We start from the raw sequence: 18884 nt of genomic DNA, 5'->3' as shown, positions 1-18884 counted from the left end.
CAGCCCGTGCCGCGCGTTCATGCGGCACCTCTGCGGCTTCCTGCTTCATCGGGCCGTGCCACCCGGTGGGGTGGTCTTACCTGCCCTCCGCAGGTGTTTAACCTGTCCGCCCGTCCGGCGGCCAGGATGTTCTTCGCCGCGTTCACGTCCCGGTCGTGGACCGCCCCACACGGCAGGTCCACGACCGGACGTTCAGCGGCATCGACTCTTGTACGGTCCCGCACTGTGAGCACAGCTGTACGGGCCCGCACTGTGAGCACAGCTTCGAGGAGGGGAACCACCGGTTGATCCGGTGGATGATCCGCCTGGAATTCGGTGACCGTCGCTGCGTTCGGCACACTGCTGGGCCTGGCAGGCGGGCTGTTCGCCGCCTGGGCGGTCGGCGTGATGGCCAACGGCGCGATGGAGCGGTACTCCTTGGCACTGCGCTGGGGGACGCTGCTCCTCGTGTGCCCGGTGTCCCTCGCGATCGGCGCGGCCGCCCGCCACCGTCTCGGCCCGCCGGGCGGCCTCCCTGAGCCCGCTGGAAGCCGTCGCGGAGGCGTGACGCACGGCCTCCAGCCCGCCGCGCCACTGCGTGGCCTCGCCGCCGACCTTGCCGACGAACGATGGTGAGGCCCGACAAGACGGCAGGAAGGCGCGCGCTCACTGTCGCACCGCTGCCACTCAACCCGTGAGGTGGTCGGGGAGTTCCGGCCGGGCGTACTTTTGCAGATTTCAACGAAAGTTATGCGGTCAACGTAGAAAAGGTCTTCACAGTTCCGCAGAAGAGGGGTAAGTTCGCGCCATCTCACTCCGATGCGGAGGCTTCGTGAAGCGGATGCGGCCAGAGAACGCGCACCAAGCGGTGTTGTTGCGGCTCCTGCGGGAGGGCGGACGGTCCCGGGCGGAGCTGGGCGACATGGTGGACCTGTCCAGGTCCAAGCTGAACGTCGAGCTCGACCGGCTGATCGAGCTGGGCCTCGTCGAGCCGGACGGGCTCGCCGAGTCACGCGGCGGCCGGCGGTCCGGCAAGGTACGGCTGTCGCGGCAGACGCGGTTCGCCGGGATCGACATCGGCGCGACCTCGGTCGACGTCGCGGTCACCGACGGCGAGCTGAACGTTCTCGGGCACCTGAGTGAGCCATGCGACATCCGGGAGGGCCCGGCCGTCGTGCTCGACCGGGCGGTCACCCTGCTGGGCAAGCTTCGCGAGCAGGGGCTGTACACCCAGCTCCACGGCGTGGGCATCGGCCTGCCGGGCCCGGTCAGCTTCCCCGAGGGCGTCCCCGTCGTCCCGCCGATCATGCCGGGCTGGGACCGCTACCCGGTCAGGGAGGCGGTCAGCGAGGAGCTCGGCTGCCCGGCCCTGGTGGACAACGACGTCAACATCATGGCGCTCGGCGAGCTGCACGCCGGGCTGGCCCGGCAGGTCGGCGACTTCCTGCTCGTCAAGATCGGCACCGGCGTGGGCTGCGGCATCGTGGTCGACGGCAAGATCTACCGCGGCGTCTCCGGCAGCGCGGGCGACATCGGCCACATCAGGGTGGACGACGACGGCCCGATCTGCGCCTGCGGGAACTCCGGCTGCCTGGAGGCGTACTTCGGCGGCGCGGCGCTCGCCCGGGAGGCGACGGCCGTCGCTCGGTCGGGCCGCTCGCCGTACCTGGCGGAGCGGCTCGCGGCGGCGGGGGAGCTGACCGCGCAGGACGTGGCGGTCGCGGCGGCGCAGGGGGACGCCGCGTCGATCCAGATCATCCGCGACGGCGGGCGGCGGGTCGGCCAGGTGCTCGCCAGCCTGGTCAGCTTCTTCAACCCGGGGCTCGTCATCATCGCCGGAGGCGTGGCCCGGCTCGGGCACGTGCTGCTCGCGGAGATCAGGAGCGTCGTCTACCGCAGGTCGCTGCCGCTGGCGACCGGCAACCTGCCCATCGTGCTCTCCGAGCTCGGCGACATCGCCGGGATCGTCGGCGCGACCCGGCTCATCAGCGATCACGTCTACTCGGCCGGCTAGCCGGCCGTCCCATCCCACCGCCGACTCCCGACGAACGCGCACGCGTACGCGTAACGCCAAGGAGGCACCATGCCGGCGTCACCCCCCGACACGGCACCCCTGCTCACCATGCGGGGAATCGTCAAGCGGTTCCCCGGCGTACGGGCGCTGGACGGCGTCGACCTCGAGGTCAGGGCGGGCGAGGTGCACTGCCTGCTCGGCCAGAACGGGGCGGGCAAGTCCACGCTCATCAAGATCCTCGCCGGCGCGCACCAGCCCGACGAGGGCGAGGTCCTGCTGGACGGCGAGCCCGTACGGCTGGCCACCCCGACGGCGGCCATGCGGCAGGGCATCGCGACCATCTACCAGGAACTCGACCTGGTGGACGGACTCTCGGTCGCCGAGAACATCCTGCTCGGCCACGAGCGGGCCTCGTTCGGGTTCACCCGGCGCGGCGAGAGCAACCGGATCGCCGCGGACCTGCTGCGACGGCTCGGGCACGGCGAGATCCCGCCCGGAACCGAGGTGGGACGGCTGCCCCCGGCCGCCAAGCAGATCGTCAGCATGGCCCGCGCGCTCTCGCACGACGCGCGCCTGATCGTCATGGACGAGCCGTCCGCCGCGCTCGCGCACGACGAGGTGGCCAACCTCTTCCGGATCATTCGCGAGATCACCGCCCAGGGCGTGGCCGTGGTCTACATCTCGCACCGGCTGGAGGAGATCCGCGAGATCGGTGACCGGATCACCGTGCTCAAGGACGGCCGCACGGTCGCCGTGGGGCTACCCGCCACGACCCCCACCGGCCGGGTCGTCTCGCTGATGACCGGCCGTGACGTCGAGTACGTCTTCCCGCCGCGCCCGGCACCCTCGGGCGAGCGTCCCGAGGTGTTGCGGGTGGAGGGGCTGACCGTGCCCGGCGTCTTCTCCGACGTCTCCTTCTCGGTGCGCGCCGGTGAGATCGTCGGGCTGGCCGGGCTGGTCGGGTCCGGCCGCTCCGAGATCCTGGAGGCCGTGTACGGCGCCCGCCGCGCGTCCGGCCGGGTCCTGCTCGACGGCCGCGCCGTGCCGCCCGGCCGGACGGCCGTGTCCGTACGGCTCGGCATGGGCCTCGCGCCGGAGGAGCGCAAGGCGCAGGCCCTGCTGCTCGACCAGAGCGTCACCCGCAACATCACGCTCGCCGGGCTCGGCCGGTACGCGCGGGCCGGCTGGATGGACCGGCGCCGTGAGGCGGCCGAGGCGGCCCGGCTGGTCGAGGCCCTCGACATCCGGCCGCCCGATCCGCGCCGGCCGGTGAAGACACTCTCCGGCGGCAACCAGCAGAAGGCCGTGCTGGCCCGCTGGCTCGTCGAGCCGCGCAGGCTGCTGCTGCTCGACGAGCCGACCCGCGGCGTGGACGTGGGCGCCCGCGCCGAGCTGTACGCCGTCGTCCGGCGGCTGGCCGACGAGGGCGTGGCGGTCCTGCTGGTGTCCAGCGAGGTGCCCGAGGTGCTCGGGCTCGCGGACCGGGTGCTGGTCGTCCGCGAGGGCCGGATCGTCCACGAGGCCCCCGCCGTGGAGCTCGACGAGCACCGCGTCCTCGACCTGGTCATGGTTTCGACGAACGAGGAGTCCCACGTTGACTGAGGCGACCCCGACAAGCGTGGCGAGAAGGCCCTTCCTGGGGAGGATCGGGGAGGTGCCGCACGTCGGCCTCGTCGCCGCGCTCGTCCTCCTGGCGATCGTCGGGCTGGCGACCCGGCCGGAGAACTTCGCCACATCCTCCAACCTGGTGAGCATCCTCGCGCTCGCCTCGACCATCGGCGTGATCACGGTCGGCATGACGTTCGTGATCATCGGGGGCGGCATCGACCTGTCCGTGGGAGCGGTCATGGCGCTCTCCTCCGTCTGGGCCACCACCCTGGCCACCCAGTCGTACGGACCGGTGGTCATGATCCTGTGCGCGGTCCTGGTGGGGACGGGGGCCGGGCTGGTGAACGGCTTCCTCATCTCCTACGGCCGGATGGTGCCGTTCATCGCGACCCTCGCGATGCTGGTGGCGGCCCGGGGCCTGGCCCAGCGCATGTCCGGCCAGCGGACCCAGCTCGTGCAGCAGGCCAACACCGCGATCGTCGAACTGTCCACCACCCGGGTGCTCGGGCTGCCGCTGCTGGTCTACGTCTTCGCCCTGGTGGTGGCGCTCGGCTGGATCCTGCTCAACCGCACCACCTTCGGCCGCCGGACGTACGCCGTGGGCGGCAACCCCGAGGCGGCCCGGCTGGCCGGCATCGACGTCCGGCGGCACACGATGCTGCTGTACGGGCTGTCCGGCCTCTGCTGCGGGATCGCGGCGGTCCTCATCATGGCCAGGACGACCACCGGGTCCTCCACGCACGGCGACCTCTACGAGCTGGACGCCATCGCCGCCGTGATCATCGGCGGCACCCTGCTCAGCGGAGGCCGGGGGACCATCATCGGCTCGATCCTGGGCCTCCTGATCTTCACCGTGATCACCAACCTGTTCATCCTGAACGGGCTCAACACCAGCGACCAGCTCATCGCGAAAGGCCTGATCATCGTCGTCGCCGTGCTGATGCAGCGGCGCGGCGCGCTCACCGGCACCTGACCACCTCCCTTCCAACAGCGCTGAGGGCCGGGAGCGACGACTCGCGGCCCCGGCCCGGCACGCCCTCGATCACCTCTTCTCAGCCAGCCATCCGCCCCACCCCCCAGGGCCGGCCGCCCTGGACTCCACGAACAAGGAGATTCGATGACCCAGACCCCTGGTCGCCGGGGATTCCTCCTCGGCGGTGCCGTACTCGGCGCGGGAGCGCTCGTCTCCGCCTGCACCAGCAACGAGCCGGCCGCGCAGCCAGGCGCCGCGGCGCCCGCGGCGGCGACGACCGCCGCCGCCACGGGCGGCAACGACCAGCCCGGCACCCAGGTGACGATCGGCTTCTCGGCGCCCGCAGCCGACCACGGCTGGATCGCGGCCATCGCCAAGAACGCCGAGGCCGCCGCCAAGCAGTACTCCGACGTGGTCTTCAAGCCGGTCGAGCCGACCAATGACATCAACCAGCAGATCTCCGCCGTGGAGTCCCTGATCCAGGCGAAGGTCGACGTGCTGGTGCTGCTGCCGAACGACGGCCAGCAGCTCAACCAGGTCGCCCGGCAGGCGATGGACGCCGGCATCCCGGTCGTCAACCTCGACCGGGTCTTCCCCGACAAGCTGTCGTACCGGACCTGGATCGGCGGCGACAACTACGGCATGGGCGTTGCGGCCGGGCATTACATCGGCAAGACGCTCAAGGAGAAGGGGGTGTCCAACCCGGTGATCGTCGAGATCCAGGGCATCGCCACGCTGCCGCTTACGCAGGACCGCAGCAAGGGCTTCGCTGACGCGCTGAAGGGCTACGGCTTCAGCGTCACGGCCAAGCAGGACGCCCAGTTCACCGTCGAGTCCGGCACCGAGGTCGCGGCGAACCTGCTGCAGGCGCACAAGAAGATCGACGCCATCTGGAACCACGACGACGACCAGGGCATCGGCGTCCTGGCGGCGATCAAGGAGGCGAACCGCAGCGAGTTCATCATGGTGGGCGGCGCGGGCTCGGCGAACGCCATGCGGGAGATCCAGTCCGGCTCCAGCGTGCTGGCGGCCACGGTGACCTACAGCCCGACGATGGCCTCCTCCGCGATCAAGCTGGCCCGGCTGATCGCGCAGGGCAAGGGCATGTCCGACCTGACGGAGAACCAGGTCCCGCAGTCGATCACCCTCGCCTCCGAGACCGTCACCAAGGACAACGTCGCGACCTACCTCCCGCTGGGGTTCGAATCGTGAAGCCGCTGATCGGGGTGGGCATGGTGGGCTACGCGTTCATGGGACGCACGCACTCCCAGGCCTGGCGGAACGTGACCGCCTTCTTCGACCTGCCGGTGACGCCGTCGATGGCGGTGCTCGCCGGCCGGTCCCGGGAACGCGCCGCGGCGGCCGCGGCCGAGCTGGGCTGGGCCGCCGTCGAGACGGACTGGCGGGAGCTGATCCGGCGCGACGACGTGCAGCTCGTGGACATCTGCACGCCCGGCGACTCGCACGCGGAGATCGCGATCGCCGCGCTGGAGGCGGGCAAGCACGTGATCTGCGAGAAGCCGCTCGCCAACACGGTGGCCGAGGCCGAGGCCATGGCTGAGGCGGCGTCCGAGGCGGCGGCGCGCGGCGTACGCAGCATGGTCGCCTTCAACTACCGCCGGGTGCCCGCCATCGCGCTGGCCAGGAGGTTCGTCGCCGAGGGGCGGCTGGGAGAGATCCGGCACGTCCGCGCCCAGTACCTCCAGGACTGGATCGTCGATCCCGAGTTCCCGCTGGTGTGGCGGCTGCGCAAGGAGCAGGCCGGCTCGGGGGCCCTCGGGGACATCGGCGCGCACATCGTGGACGCCGCCCAGTTCGTGACCGGCCAGCTGCTGACCGGCGTCTCGGCCATCACCGAGACGTTCGTCAAGGAGCGCCCGCTGGCCGAGGACGCCGACGGGCTCTCGGGCGGGAGCCGTACGGGCGGGCGGGGGGAGGTCACCGTCGACGACGCGGCCCTGTTCATCGGCAGGTTCGACGGCGGGGCCCTGGGGTCGTTCGAGGCCACCCGCTTCGCCACCGGGCGCAAGAACGCCCTCCGGCTGGAGGTCAACGGCTCCCGGGGCAGCCTGGCGTTCGACTTCGAGGCCATGAACGAGCTGTGGTTCCACGACGAGACCGAGCCCGACGCGGGGTTCCGGCGGATCCTCGTCACCGAGCCCGGCCATCCGTACATGGAGGCATGGTGGCCGCCCGGGCACGGCCTGGGCTACGAGCACACCTTCACGCACGAGGTGCGCGACTTCCTCGCGGCGGTGGCCGCCGGGACCGACCCGTCACCCTCCTTCCAGGACGGCCTGCGCGTGCAGCGGGTGCTGGCCGCCGTCGAGGAGAGCGCGGCCAACGACTCGCGCTGGACACCGCTGTAACCCGTCCCAGACCCCTCGAAATCCCCTGAAATCCCGTACCGGGAGGAACGAAGATGACGCGACCGATCACGTTGTTCACCGGGCAATGGGCCGACCTCCCCTTCGAGGAGGTGTGCCGGCTCGCCGCCGAATGGGGGTACGACGGCCTGGAGATCGCCTGCTGGGGCGACCACTTCGAGGTGGACAAGGCCCTCTCCGACGACACGTACGTGGACCGGAAGCGGGAGGTCCTCGCCAAGCACAACCTCGGCGTGTGGGCCGTCTCCAACCACCTCGTCGGGCAGGCCGTCTGCGACCATCCGATCGACGAGCGGCACAGGGGCATCCTGCCCCCGCGCGTGTGGGGCGACGGAGAGCCGGAGGGGGTGCGGCGGCGCGCGGCCGAGGAGATGAAGGACACGGCGCGGGCCGCGGCCAAGCTCGGCGTCTCCACGGTGGTCGGCTTCACCGGTTCGTCCATCTGGCATACCGTGGCGATGTTCCCGCCCGTCCCGCCGTCGATGATCGAGGCTGGCTACCAGGACTTCGCCGACCGGTGGAACCCCATCCTGGACGTCTTCGACGAGGTGGGCGTGCGGTTCGCGCTGGAGGTGCACCCCAGCGAGATCGCGTACGACTACCACACGACCGTGCGGACGCTGGACGCCGTCGGTCGCCGTCCGGCGTTCGGACTGAACTGGGACCCGTCCCACATGGTGTGGCAGCAGGTCGACCCGGCGGGGTTCATCCTCGACTTCGCCGACCGGATCTACCACGTCGACTGCAAGGACACCAAGGTCCGGGTGGGCGACGGCCGTCGCGGCCGGCTGTCGTCCCACCTGCCGTGGGCCGACCTCCGGCGCGGCTGGGACTTCGTCTCGACGGGTCGGGGCGACGTGCCGTGGGAGGAGTGCTTCCGCGCGCTGAACGCCATCGGCTACGACGGCCCGGTCTCGATCGAGTGGGAGGACGCCGGCATGGACCGCCTCGCCGGGGCGCCCGAGTCCCTGGAGTACATCCGGCAACTGAACGCCATCACCCCGCCGGAGGCGTCCTTCGACGCGGCGTTCTCCTCCGAGTGATCCTTCTTGGTTGAGCGGCCGCCGGGCTCGCCCGGCGAGCCGAGGCCCGTCCGACTACCACTGGGGCGTCGGACGGGCCTCGGTCGTCGGCGTTCTAGGGAGTGTCAGGCACGACCTAGTCAATGACCACGATCTGGCGCAGGACCTCGCCGTTCTTGAGCGCCGCGACGGCGTCGTTGAGGTCGGCCAGCTTGATCCTGGCGCTGATCATGCTCTCCAGGTCGAGCTTGCCCGCCTTGTAGAGGCCGGCGAAGAACGGGAAGTCGTGGCGCACGTCCGAGCCGCCGTAGAGCGAGCTGAGGATGTTCTTGCCCTCGAAGAGCAGGTTGAAGGCGGTCAGCGGCACCGTGTCGTCCATGGCGCCCGCGCCGACGATCACCACGTCGCCGCCGCGCCGGGTGGCCTGCCAGGCGGTCATGATCGCCGCCGACTTGCCGACCACCTCGAAGCCGTAGTCGAAGCCCTGGCCGCCGGTCAGTGTGCCGATCGCGTCCATGAGCTGGTCCGGTGTGATCGCGTGCGTGGCGCCGACCTTCTTCGCCAGCTCGTGCTTGGACTCGAGCGGGTCGATCGCGAGGATCGTGCTCGCCCCCGACAGCCGGGCGCCCTGGATCACCGAGAGGCCCACGCCGCCACAGCCGACGACCGCGACGGTGGAGCCCGGCCGCACCTTGGCCGTGTTGATCGCCGCGCCGACGCCGGTGGTGATGCCGCAGCCGATCAGCGCGGCCGCCTCGTACGGCACGTCGGGATCGACCTTGATCGCACCCTGCCAGGGGACGACGATCTCCTCGGCCCACGTGCCGCAGCCGGCCATGCCGAACGCCGGGGTGTCGCCGCCGTAGCGGAAGCGCGCGTCCGTGAAGCTCTTCATCACGAACGTCATGCAGAGATGAGGCTGGCCGCCGATGCAGTGGGCGCAGTCGCCGCAGGCGGGCGTCCAGTTGATGATCACGTGGTCGCCCGGCTGGACCGAGGTCACGTGGTCGCCCACCTCGACGACCTCGCCCGCGCCCTCGTGCCCGGGGATCACGGGCAGCGGCATGGGCAGCACGCCGGAGAGCACCGACAGGTCGGAGTGGCAGACACCGGTCGCCTTGATCTTCACGCGGACGTCCGTGGGGCCGACCGGGGCGAGCGTGAAGTCGTCACGGATGTCCAGCTTGTCGTCGCCGACCGCGTGCAGCAGAGCTCCGCGCATTTGACCTCCTGGGGGTTACTCGTCTTCGAGCGATAGGGCGGCTTTGGGACAGGAACGGACCGCGTGCCGTACGCGGTCGAGCATCTCCGCGGGCGGCTCGGGCAGTACGACGAGCAGCCGGTCGTCGTCGTCGAGTTCGAAGACCTCGGGGGCCAGCCCGGTGCACACCGCGTTGGCCTCGCACACCAGCTCGTCGACTCTGACCTTCAATGGATCTCCTTGGACGGGGGCCGCTGTTCCGGAGGACGGGGAGGGATCACCCTGCGAGTTTCCGGTGGTCCCAGGAGACCACGCGGGCCGGTTCGACGATGTAGCCGACGCGCTTGCGCCCGGTGTGCTCGACGTACGCCCGGAGCGGCTCGACGTCGTCCATCCGGGTCATCCGCCGGGTGACCTCCATCCCGATGTCGAGGACGCCCGCCGGGTCGTCGACCCGCCGGGCCACGCCGTACAGCATGACGCCGCGCAGTTCGGCGTAGTCGTCGCCGTCCTCGATCAGGCAGGTCACCCGCGGGTCGCGTTCGATGTTGCGGGCCTTCTGGGCCTTGCCGTACGTCCAGAACGCGATCTTCCCGTCGGCCAGGCCGTAGAACATGGTCACCATGTGTGGGGTGCCGTCGGGGTTGATGGTGCCGAGCTGGAGCTTGCGGGCTTCGCCGAGGAGTCCCGCGATCTCCTCGTCGGACATCGCGATCCGGGAGCGCTGGTTCACGCTGCAAAGTAGAACACGTTCCATCATCCCGGACAAGGGGACTCCCGAACCTTGTTCCGGTCGTTGTGGGCTAGGCTCCCTGCCTTGCAGGCGACAGCCGTACAAGAAGGACGAACCATGCGGAAGGTGGCCGACCGGTGAACACCGTCACGATGCCCGCGGATCTGCGATACGCGGCAGAGCGCGCCAAGGGGTTCATGCCGCCGGAGGAGGGCCTCGTCCTCTTCGAGCTCGCCCACGCGTACGGCTCGCGCGGCCCCATCTGCGAGATCGGGACGTACTGCGGCAAGTCAGCGGTCTATCTCGGCGCCGGCGCTCGCGCGGCCGGGTCGGTCGTCTTCACGGTGGACCACCACCGCGGCTCGGAGGAGATTCAGCCGGGCTGGGCCCACCACGACCCCACGCTGATGGATCCGTGCTTCGGGAAGATGGACTCGCTGCCGTTCTTCCGCCGCACCATCGCCACGGCCGGCCTGGAGGACGAGGTCATCGCCGTCGTGGGCGCCTCCGAGACCGTGGCCCGGCACTGGAACACCCCGCTGGCCATGCTCTTCATCGACGGCGGCCACTCCGAGGAACCCGTGACCAGGGACTACGAGGGATGGGCGCCGCACGTGATCGAGGGCGGCGCGCTGGTCTTCCACGACATCTACCCCGACCCCGCGGACGGAGGGCAGGCGCCGTACCGGGTCTATCTGCGCGCCCTCGCCTCGGGGGCCTTCACCGAGGTCCGTGCCGACGGCTCACTGCGCGTCCTCGAACGCGTCGCCCCGGGCGTCTGACCCCCTAGGCGCGCGCGTGTTCGCAGCCGCAGTCGCCGGTGATGCGGACCTCGTCCGCGTCGGCGTCGCGGAAGATCGAGGCACCCGCCGTGGCTCCGGACAGCGCGTCGGCCGCGAGGATCACCGCGGCCGCCGTGTAGGCCGAGCGCTCGTGCGGGAAGTGCTTCTCGTTCGCGAACTGCCAGCCCGTCCAGTACGAGCCGTCCTCGTGGCGCAGGTGCTGCATGTCCGCGAAGACGCGCAGGGCCCGCTCCCGGTCGCCCATCGCGTCCAGGGCCAGCACCAGCTCGCAGGACTCGGCGCCGGTCACCCAGGGCTGGTCGGAGACGCAGCGCACGCCCAGCCCCGGTACGACGAAGGTGTCCCACTCCTCGGCGAGGCGCTTCTCGCCCGCCGGTCCGCGTACGGCGCCGCCGAGGACCGGGTAGTACCAGTCCATCGAGAAGCGGCTCTTGTCGGCGAACGCCTCGGGATGCGCGGCGAGCACGTGCCCCAGTTGGTCGGCGGCCAGCTCCCAGTCGGGCTGTGGGTCGCCGAGCCGCTCGCCCAGCAGGACGCCGCAGCGCAGCCCCTGGTAGACCGACGACGAGCCGGTGAGCAGCGCGTACGCCGCAGGCACGCCGTGCGCGTCGCGTTCCCAGACGATCTCGCCGCGGGCCGTCTGCAGCTCGACGACGAAGTCGAGCGCCCGGGTGACCATCGGCCACGCGGAGACCGCGAACGCCTCGTCGCCGGTCACGAGCAGGTCGTGCCAGACCCCGACGGCGACGTAGGCCGCGTGGTTGGACTCGCCGCCCCTCTCGACCGCCTCTCCGTCCACGACCTTCATCGGCCAGGAGCCGTCCCGCCGCTGGTGGCGGGCGAGCCAGCCGTACCCCCGGCGGGCCTCCTCGCGCAGTCCGGCCACCGTCATGGCCATCAGACATTCGACGTGGTTCCACGCGTCGATGTGGCCCTCGGGCCACGGCACGCCGCCCTCGTCGTCCTGGACCGCCGCGATGCTGCGCGCGGTGGCCACCACCTGGTCCGCCGTTATCACTCCCGGGACGGCGGGGACGCTCATTCGGGCTTCCGGACGTAGACGACCACGCTCTTGCCGATCAGCGGATTGAGCAGGGACTCCGCGATCCGGGTGGCGGCGGGACGCTTCATGATGTCCCACACCAGGAGCTCGTGGTACGCCTTCGCCAGCGGGTGGTCGTCGTTGTTCACCCCCACCGCGCATTTGATCCACCAGTACGGCGAGTGCAGGCCGTGCGCGTGGTGGTGGGAGCCGACCTCCAGCCCGGACGCCTTCAGCTTGGCCTGCAGCTCCGCCAGCGTGTAGATCCTGATGTGCCCGCCGGGAGCGGTGTGGTAGTCCTCCGACAGCGCCCAGCAGATGCGCTCGGGCAGGAAGCTCGGCACGGTGATGGCGGCCCGTCCGCCGGGCTTGAGCACGCGCACGATCTCACGCATGGCCGCCATGTCGTCCGGGATGTGCTCCAGCACCTCGGCCGCGATGACCCGGTCGAAGGACGCGTCGGGGAACGGCATGGCGAGCGCGTCGCCGACCACGGTCTCGCCGGAGGCGCCCGGGGGGATCTGCCCTTCCTTGTCCATCGCGGCGAACATCGCGGCGACGCTTTCGAGCTCGGTCGCGTCCATGTCGAACGCCACCACGTCGGCGCCCCGGCGGAGCACCTCGAAGGCGTGCCGGCCGCCGCCGGCGCCGAGGTCGAGAACGCGGTCGCCAGGCCCGACGGGCAGCCGGTCGAAGTCGACGGTCAGCACTCCTGCCTACCTTTCCTGATCATGGGGGCATCCGATCCGGCTTCGTGAACGGGCGCGGGCGCGGGGACGGCCGCGCGCGGCGTGGTCCTAGGAGGCGACGGCCGTACGGGCGGCCATGGCCTCGCGGTAGGCGTCGACGGTGCGCTGGGCGACGACCGGCCACGCGTAGCGCTCCATCACGCGGTCGTAGCCCTTGCGGCCGACCTCGGCGCGTTCCTCCGGCGAGTCGAGCAGGCGGCGCAGTACGGCGGCGAGCTCCTCGGGATCGCCCGGCGTCACCTGGACCGCGGCGTCTCCGACGACTTCGGGCAGCGCGCCGGTCCTGGAGGCGACCAGGGGCGTGCCGCAGGCCATGTGCTCCACCGCCGGGAGGGAGAAGCCCTCGTACAGCGAGGGCACGACCGCGACCTCGGAGGTGGCGATCAGCTCGGCCAGCTCCTCGTCCGAGATGCCGTGCAGGAACCGGACCCGGTCGTGCAGGGAGAGCTCGGCGACCAGCTGCTCGGTCGGCCCGCCGGGGGTGGGCTTGCTGACCACGGTCAGGTTCACCTCGCGCTCGGTGGCGAGCTTGGCGACCGCGCGCAGCAGGGTCGAGACGCCCTTCATGGGGGAGTCGGCGCTGGCGACGGCCACGATCGAGCCGGGCCGCTTGGGCAGGTGGGGGCGGGGGTGGAAGAAGCGGGTGTCCACGCCGAGCGGGATCAGCCGCATGTTGGACTGCGGCACGTTGAAGTCGCGGTGGATGTCCGCGAGGGACGACTCGCTGACGGTGAGGATCGGGCTGAGCCGGGGGGCGACGATGCTCTGCATGCGGACGAATCCGTACCAGCGGCGCATGGAGAGCTTCTTCCAGCCCTTCGCGGCCTGCAGCTCGATGCGCCGGTCCACGCTGATCGGGTGGTGGATGGTGCCGACGACGGGGAAGAGCTTCTGGATCCCGAGCAGGCCGTAGCCGAGGGTCTGGTTGTCCTGGACGACGTCGAAGTCGCCCTGGCGCTTCTTGAGCTCGCGGTAGACCCGCAGGCTGAAGGTGAGCGGCTCGGGGAAGCCGGCGGTCCACATCGTGGCCACTTCGAGCGCGTCGATCCAGTCGCGGTACTCGTGGAGCTTCGGCGTGCGGAACGGGTCGGCGTCGTCGTAGAGGTCGAGGCTGGGGACCTTGTTGAGGATGACCCCCTCGTCGAGCTCGGGGTACGGCTGGCCGGAGAAGACCTCGACGTGGTGCCCGAGGGCGACCAACTCACGGCTGATGTGGCGCAGGTACACCCCCTGACCGCCGCAGGTGGGCTTGCTGCGGTAGGACAGCAGCGCGACTCGCAGGCTCTCCGCCAAGGGGCACCCCTCTCCAGCTGTGCCCCCCTTGGGGCTGCCATAAAGATGACCTTAACCTCCGGACCCTACCAAGGGGATGTGGAGGTGAAATTGGTCTCTTATCGCGCCTTCGCATGGTGCGAAGTGCGCAGTTAGCTTACCCGAATGCGGTTCGGTGGAACAGGTTCTAGTCTGCTGTCCGTGTCGCGACTGCGCTCAGATGGGGTCAGAGCGGTACATTCGCCTCTCATAGCTGCTTTCTCCGCTATCTCTGCGGACTTCGGAGAATTCGGGTGCCCCCCGATGCGAGGAGGATCCTTGGCCAGGCGTGCGCTGATCACTGGCATCACCGGCCAGGACGGCTCGTATCTCGCTGAACACCTGCTGCATGAGGGATACGAGGTCTGGGGGCTGGTGCGCGGCCAGGCGAACCCGAGGGTCTCGCGTGTGCGCCAACTGCTGCAGGACGTCCGGCTCGTACGCGGTGACCTGCTGGACCAGGGGTCGTTGATCTCGGCCGTGGAGAAGGTCCAGCCCGACGAGGTGTACAACCTGGGCGCGATCTCGTTCGTCCCGATGTCATGGGAGCAGGCGGAGCTGACCGCCGAGGTCACCGGGATGGGCGTGCTCCGCATGCTGGAGGCCATCCGGGTCTGCTCGGGGATCACCGCGGCCCGTGGCGCCGGATCCGGCCAGATCCGCTTTTATCAGGCTTCGTCCTCGGAGATGTTCGGGCAGGTGCGGGAGACTCCGCAGAACGAGCGCACCCCGTTCCATCCCCGCTCGCCGTACGGCGTGGCCAAGGCGTACGGGCACTTCCTCACCCAGAACTACCGCGAGTCGTACGGCATGTACGCCGTGTCGGGCATCCTCTTCAACCACGAGTCGCCGAGGCGCGGAGCCGAGTTCGTGACCCGCAAGGTCAGCCTCGGCGTCGCGCGGATCAAGCTCGGCATGGCCGACGAGCTGCGGCTCGGCAACCTGGAGGCGCGCCGCGACTGGGGCTTCGCCGGCGACTACGCCCGGGCCATGCACATGATGCTCCAGGCGGCCGAGCCCGAGGACTACGTGATCGGCACCGGCCGTACGCAGTCGGTCCGGGAGCTGGTCGAGGCGGCCTTCGGTGCGGCGGGCCTGGACTGGGAGCGGTACGTAGTGTGCGACCAGGCCCTGCACCGCCCGGCCGAGGTGGACCTGCTCTGCGCCGACCCGAAGAAGGCCAGGGCGCAGCTCGGCTGGGAGCCGACGGTCTCGTTCGAGGAGCTCGTGGCCATGATGGTGGAGGCCGACCTCAACCTCCTCGCCGGAGGCGGCGACCCCCACCAGGACTCCTCCTGGCCCTGATTTCAAAGAGTGTGACCCGGCGCTCCCGCCCTGAGGAGCGCCGGGCCCGCTGTCAGCCCAGGTGGACCGGCAGCGACTTGATGCCGTTGATGAAGTTGGACCTGAGCCGGGACGCCTCGCCCGCCTGGCTGATCTTCGGGAACCGCTCGGACAGGACCTCGAAGAGCACCCGGAGTTCCAGCTTGGCCAGGTGGTTGCCGAGGCAGAAGTGCGCTCCGCCGCCGCCGAACCCGATCTGCGGGTTGGGGTCCCGCCCGATGTCGAAGACGTCCGGGTCGGCGAAGATGTCGGCGTCGCGGTTGGCCGAGGCGTAGAAGATCACCACCTTGTCCCCCTCGGCGATCTTCTGTCCGCGGATCTCGGTGTCCGCGGTGGCCGTACGGCGGAACAGGTTCACGGGGGACACCCAGCGGACGATCTCGTCGGCCGCGGTCCGGGCCATCGCCCGGTCGGCCACCAGCCGGGCCCACTGCTCCGGATGCTGGAAGAACGTGAGCATCCCGCCGGTCGCCGCGTTACGGGTCGTCTCGTTGCCCGCGACGATGAGCAGCAGGACGAACAGGTTGAACTCGTCCTCGGTCAGCACCTCGCCGCGCTCGTTCGGCTGGATGAGCCGGGTGACGATGTCGTCGCGCGGATCCTCCCTGCGGGCCGCCGCCAGGCTCCCGGCGTACGCGTAGACCTCGGCCGCGGCGGCCTGCCCCTCCTCCGGCGTGGTCGCGTAGTCGGGGTCCTCGGCCCCGATGAGCCGGTTGGACCACTCGAAGATCTTGTCCCGGTCCTCGACCGGCGCGCCGAGGAGCTCGCAGATCACGTACAGCGGCAGGGGCGCGGAGATGTCCGTGACGAAGTCCACGTCGGACTTGCCCTCGACCTCGTCGACCAGACGGTGGCAGATGTCGCGGATGTGCTCTTCGAGCAGGGAGATCACGCGGGGCGTGAAGCCGCGGTTGACGAGGGAGCGCCTGCGAGTGTGCTCCGGCGGGTCCTGGTTGAGCATCATCATCCGCTGGAGTGCCTGCTCCTCCTCCGGCAGCTCGTTGAAGAGCGACAGGCGGCGTGCCGAGGAGAAGAGGTCGGAGTGCCGGGAGACGTGCACGACGTCCTCGTGCTTGGTCACCGCCCAGAAGCCCGGCCAGCCGAGTTCGGCGTCACCCTCGTGCCAGAACACCGGGACGTTGTCCCGCAGCCATCTGAGCTGTTCGTGCGGCACGCCGTGCCGCGCGTAGTAGTCCTGGTCGACGACGTTGATTTGCACAGGAGTCACCTACTGGGGAGATGTGGCCTGGAGATCGGGGATCGTGTTGGCGGGGGTGCGCTCGGCCTCGCGCTTCGTCGGGAGTCCCGATCAAACGCTTGGCAGACCGCCTTTCTGAAACGTGTTCTATTACGAGGTGGCCTGCCCGTCAAGGAAGGCCGCCAACCACGACGCCCGTACCGGCAGGTCGTACGGCTACGGAGATCTGATGGTTCGGCAAGGCCCATAGGGGGCGGGCCGGGCGTGGTCGAGCCCGGTCTGGGCGGTTTCCGCAGGTTCGGGATACGCGGTCGCGACCGGGCGGGACCTGTTGTGGCGTTTGGTCATTCACGCTGCGTAGCCGAGCACCGCCCGCCACGCATCGGGTACGGCCTCGTCGTACTCCTCCGGGTCCGTGGGCCTGCGGAACGCGGCGGCGGCCGATCCGCGCCGCGTGATTGAGAAGCCCGACCGGGCGGGTTTTCCACATCCCTCGGGTTATCCCCAGAACCGTTTTCGCTCTCCTGAGGTCGGGTCGCCGGCTCCGATGCTGAGCCTCGATGTCGATCGGACTCAGGAGGAGCACATGATCCCCGTCATCCTCGCCGTCAAGCTCGGCACCGCGGCCATCGCCGGAGTGACCGTCACCGGCCCCGCGACTGAGAGTGCGAAGGCGTCTGCACGTGACACGGCGGTCCCGAGCCTTTGCGGTCCACCGGGGCTGCCAACTGGACCCGAGAGTGGCGCTTGGTCGCCGGAGGGCTCGACCGGCCGGTCGCCGTACGGCGCGCGTGGGCAACGGCCGGAGGAAACCGACGGTCGTCGCGGAGGCGACATCCGGACGGAGAACACTTGGGCGGCCGGCGCCGGGATCGCGGGCGCGGTCGACATGCGAACCGCGATGCCGATCCGGCGCTCAACCGGCGATGGCTCTCTCGTCGGCGGTTGGCCTCCGATCGAAGCGAACGGTGAAGCCCTCATTCGTTGGATCGAGCGCTGGATGGCCCACATGGAGCTGTGGATACGGCAGGCGCAGCACGCCACAGCTCCGCCCGCGGGCGCGACGACGACCATCGGGGAACAGCGGGCGGTCGGGGAGGGGGTGACCTCGGCGGTTGTCCCGCCGAAGGGGCGGGCAGCCGTGGGAATGCGGTCGGCGGCGCTCGCCCTGGCGAGGAAGTGGCCGGTGGCCCGGGACGAGCGCCTGGAAGCGTTACCAGTCCGCTCCTGGCTACTGTGGCCCTCCTTTGGTACGGCATCATCCGACGGGGGTTTCACGCTTGGAGAGGCGGGTGCGCTCTTCGGCGTCGCTGGTTTGGCCCGTTTCGACCAGTTCGAGAACTGTCTCCAGGACGGGGGCGGCATCGGGTTGGACGACGGTGTGGCCGGGCCGGAGCAGGGCGGGAAGAGCGAGCTGAACGCTTCCGCGTGGTGGCCGGACGCGCGATCATCCAGCGTTCGGGTTCCGGATGCCCGAGACGCCGATGACGAGAGCCATACCACGCATGCCGTGGGCCTCCTGAACCTTGACCTGCAGATCTCGGTACCCCCTGGTTCGCGAGGGCAGGACGTACCGGACCTGAGTGACCGGGGACTCGGCGGAGGCAGCATGCGGCCGGGAAGCACCGGCGTGGGGGAGGTGCGAGGAGAGCCGGCGGGGGAGGCGTCCGGTGAGCCGGGGGCCGTCGCGGCGGAGACCCCAGGTGAGGCAACGGCGGACGGCACGGCGCCATCGGGCGGACCGACCCTGAAGGCCGGAGAACTCGGTTCGAAGGCGACCGGCACCCAGGGCGAGCCGGCGGTGGAGACACGCGGTGACGTCGCGGTCAAGGCGGCGGAGAGCTGGCTCGGCACGCCATACACGTGGGGTGGCGGAGCGGCCGGTGGCCCGAGCAAGGGAGTCGGCAGAGGTGCGGTGCGGGTCGGATTCGACTGCTCCGGCCTTGTGATGGCGGCATGGGCCAAAGCAGGGGTCGAGCTCGGCCACTACACGGGCACGCAGTTCCGGCAGGGCCGCAGGGTCGCTCTCGATGAGTTGCGCCCGGGGGATCTCATGTTCTTCGGAGGGGGCCAGAGCGACCCGACTCACGTGGGCATGTACGCCGGGGATGGCTTGATGATCCACGCCCCGAAGACGGGTGACGTCGTCAAGAAAGTGGACGTTCTCGGCTCCCGTCACTACATGACGACCTTTCGCGGCGCGGTACGCCCGGCCTGACGTCCGGCTGACAGGCTCTGTGGCCGTCGCCCAACGTGGATACTCCTCGCGGAAGCCGGAAGCCGGAAGCCGGAAGCCGGAAGCCGGAAGCCGGAAGCCGGAAGCCGGAAGCCGGAAGCCGGAAGCCGGAGGCCGGAAGCGGGGAACTGGGCGCGGGTGCGCGGCACGGCGACCGAACTGCCGCAGCGCCGCGCACAGCCGCGGATCCGTCGCCGCGCCCCGCATGGCCGCCGACCGCCCCCGGCGCAGCCGCCGACCGGCTCACGCACGGTCGCTGACCGCCCTACGCGCAGCCGACGATC

At 70.4% G+C, this 18884-nt stretch carries 17 protein-coding genes and 1 pseudogene; 10 read left to right on the top strand and 8 right to left on the bottom strand.

Going from position 1 to position 18884, the window contains the following annotated elements:
• Window positions 1-17 precede the first annotated feature (17 nt).
• Window positions 18-292: pseudogene (locus AWQ68_RS45135) on the bottom strand (zinc ribbon domain-containing protein); the annotation flags it as partial.
• A 23-nt stretch (window positions 293-315) separates the two neighbouring features.
• Here AWQ68_RS45135 and AWQ68_RS21585 point away from each other — a divergent pair.
• The 7 genes from AWQ68_RS21585 (at window position 316) to AWQ68_RS21555 (ending at window position 8004) form a co-directional block, all read left to right on the top strand.
• Window positions 316-615, top strand: a complete 300-nt coding sequence (locus AWQ68_RS21585) for a hypothetical protein (RefSeq protein WP_066942965.1) — start codon at window positions 316-318, stop codon at window positions 613-615.
• Between the two features lie 205 nt (window positions 616-820).
• Window positions 821-1993 (top strand): ROK family transcriptional regulator, encoded by a 1173-nt coding sequence (locus AWQ68_RS21580; RefSeq protein WP_066943020.1) that lies wholly within the window; start codon window positions 821-823, stop codon window positions 1991-1993.
• A gap of 69 nt (window positions 1994-2062) precedes the next feature.
• Complete coding sequence (locus AWQ68_RS21575) at window positions 2063-3595, top strand: sugar ABC transporter ATP-binding protein (RefSeq protein ID WP_066942963.1); 1533 nt, start codon at window positions 2063-2065, stop codon at window positions 3593-3595.
• The gene (locus AWQ68_RS21570) at window positions 3588-4574 is read left to right on the top strand and encodes an ABC transporter permease (RefSeq protein ID WP_066942961.1); all 987 of its coding nucleotides are present in this window, start codon (window positions 3588-3590) and stop codon (window positions 4572-4574) included. Before AWQ68_RS21575 ends, AWQ68_RS21570 begins: the two co-directional genes overlap by 8 nt.
• Window positions 4575-4718: 144 nt before the next feature.
• Entirely contained in the window at window positions 4719-5786 is a 1068-nt protein-coding gene (locus AWQ68_RS21565; protein ID WP_066942959.1) for a substrate-binding domain-containing protein, read from the top strand.
• Entirely contained in the window at window positions 5783-6943 is a 1161-nt protein-coding gene (locus AWQ68_RS21560) for a Gfo/Idh/MocA family protein (RefSeq protein WP_245656023.1), read from the top strand. Before AWQ68_RS21565 ends, AWQ68_RS21560 begins: the two co-directional genes overlap by 4 nt.
• 53 nt (window positions 6944-6996) lie before the next feature.
• Window positions 6997-8004 carry a sugar phosphate isomerase/epimerase family protein gene (locus AWQ68_RS21555; protein WP_066942957.1) on the top strand — a complete coding sequence of 336 codons (1008 nt, stop codon included), beginning with the start codon at window positions 6997-6999 and terminating at the stop codon, window positions 8002-8004.
• A gap of 115 nt (window positions 8005-8119) precedes the next feature.
• Here the strand turns inward: AWQ68_RS21555 and AWQ68_RS21550 are convergent, their stop codons facing one another.
• From AWQ68_RS21550 to AWQ68_RS21540, 3 genes are read right to left on the bottom strand one after another with little or no spacing between them, the layout of a single operon-like run.
• Window positions 8120-9205, bottom strand: coding sequence for a Zn-dependent alcohol dehydrogenase (locus AWQ68_RS21550; RefSeq protein WP_066942954.1), 1086 nt, complete (start codon window positions 9203-9205; stop codon window positions 8120-8122).
• Window positions 9206-9220: 15 nt separating this feature from the next.
• Window positions 9221-9415: a ferredoxin gene (locus tag AWQ68_RS21545; RefSeq protein WP_066942952.1), complete on the bottom strand. Its 195-nt coding sequence runs from the start codon at window positions 9413-9415 to the stop codon at window positions 9221-9223.
• Window positions 9416-9461: 46 nt separating this feature from the next.
• Window positions 9462-9917 (bottom strand): pyridoxamine 5'-phosphate oxidase family protein, encoded by a 456-nt coding sequence (locus tag AWQ68_RS21540; RefSeq protein ID WP_066942950.1) that lies wholly within the window; start codon window positions 9915-9917, stop codon window positions 9462-9464.
• 152 nt (window positions 9918-10069) lie between these two features.
• Here AWQ68_RS21540 and AWQ68_RS21535 point away from each other — a divergent pair, with 152 nt between their 5' ends.
• The gene (locus AWQ68_RS21535; protein ID WP_066943016.1) at window positions 10070-10699 is read left to right on the top strand and encodes a class I SAM-dependent methyltransferase; all 630 of its coding nucleotides are present in this window, start codon (window positions 10070-10072) and stop codon (window positions 10697-10699) included.
• Window positions 10700-10703: 4 nt separating this feature from the next.
• Here the strand turns inward: AWQ68_RS21535 and AWQ68_RS21530 are convergent, their stop codons facing one another.
• The 3 genes from AWQ68_RS21530 to AWQ68_RS21520 form a co-directional block, all read right to left on the bottom strand.
• Window positions 10704-11762: a prenyltransferase gene (locus tag AWQ68_RS21530; RefSeq protein ID WP_066942948.1), complete on the bottom strand. Its 1059-nt coding sequence runs from the start codon at window positions 11760-11762 to the stop codon at window positions 10704-10706.
• The gene (locus AWQ68_RS21525; RefSeq protein WP_066942946.1) at window positions 11759-12472 is read right to left on the bottom strand and encodes a class I SAM-dependent methyltransferase; all 714 of its coding nucleotides are present in this window, start codon (window positions 12470-12472) and stop codon (window positions 11759-11761) included. The genes AWQ68_RS21530 and AWQ68_RS21525 overlap by 4 nt, the downstream gene beginning before the upstream one ends.
• Before the next feature lie 87 nt (window positions 12473-12559).
• Window positions 12560-13804, bottom strand: coding sequence for a glycosyltransferase family 4 protein (locus AWQ68_RS21520; RefSeq protein WP_066942944.1), 1245 nt, complete (start codon window positions 13802-13804; stop codon window positions 12560-12562).
• Window positions 13805-14101: 297 nt separating this feature from the next.
• Here AWQ68_RS21520 and AWQ68_RS21515 point away from each other — a divergent pair, with 297 nt between their 5' ends.
• Window positions 14102-15127 carry a GDP-mannose 4,6-dehydratase gene (locus AWQ68_RS21515; RefSeq protein ID WP_066942942.1) on the top strand — a complete coding sequence of 342 codons (1026 nt, stop codon included), beginning with the start codon at window positions 14102-14104 and terminating at the stop codon, window positions 15125-15127.
• A 52-nt stretch (window positions 15128-15179) separates the two neighbouring features.
• Here the strand turns inward: AWQ68_RS21515 and AWQ68_RS21510 are convergent, their stop codons facing one another.
• Complete coding sequence (locus AWQ68_RS21510; RefSeq protein ID WP_218006963.1) at window positions 15180-16385, bottom strand: cytochrome P450; 1206 nt, start codon at window positions 16383-16385, stop codon at window positions 15180-15182.
• A gap of 394 nt (window positions 16386-16779) precedes the next feature.
• On the opposite strand from AWQ68_RS21510, the gene AWQ68_RS21505 reads away from it, so the two are divergent.
• On the top strand, window positions 16780-18582 hold the full coding sequence (locus AWQ68_RS21505) for a C40 family peptidase (protein ID WP_157545555.1): 1803 nt from the start codon (window positions 16780-16782) through the stop codon (window positions 18580-18582).
• Window positions 18583-18884: the final 302 nt, after the last annotated feature.

The sequence above is a fragment of the Microtetraspora fusca genome (assembly GCF_001570365.1).
In the GTDB taxonomy this organism is placed as follows: Bacteria; Actinomycetota; Actinomycetes; order Streptosporangiales; family Streptosporangiaceae; genus Microtetraspora; species Microtetraspora fusca.
The sequence above is the reverse complement of the archived record's forward strand: the minus strand, read 5'-3'. Positions and strand labels throughout refer to the sequence as shown.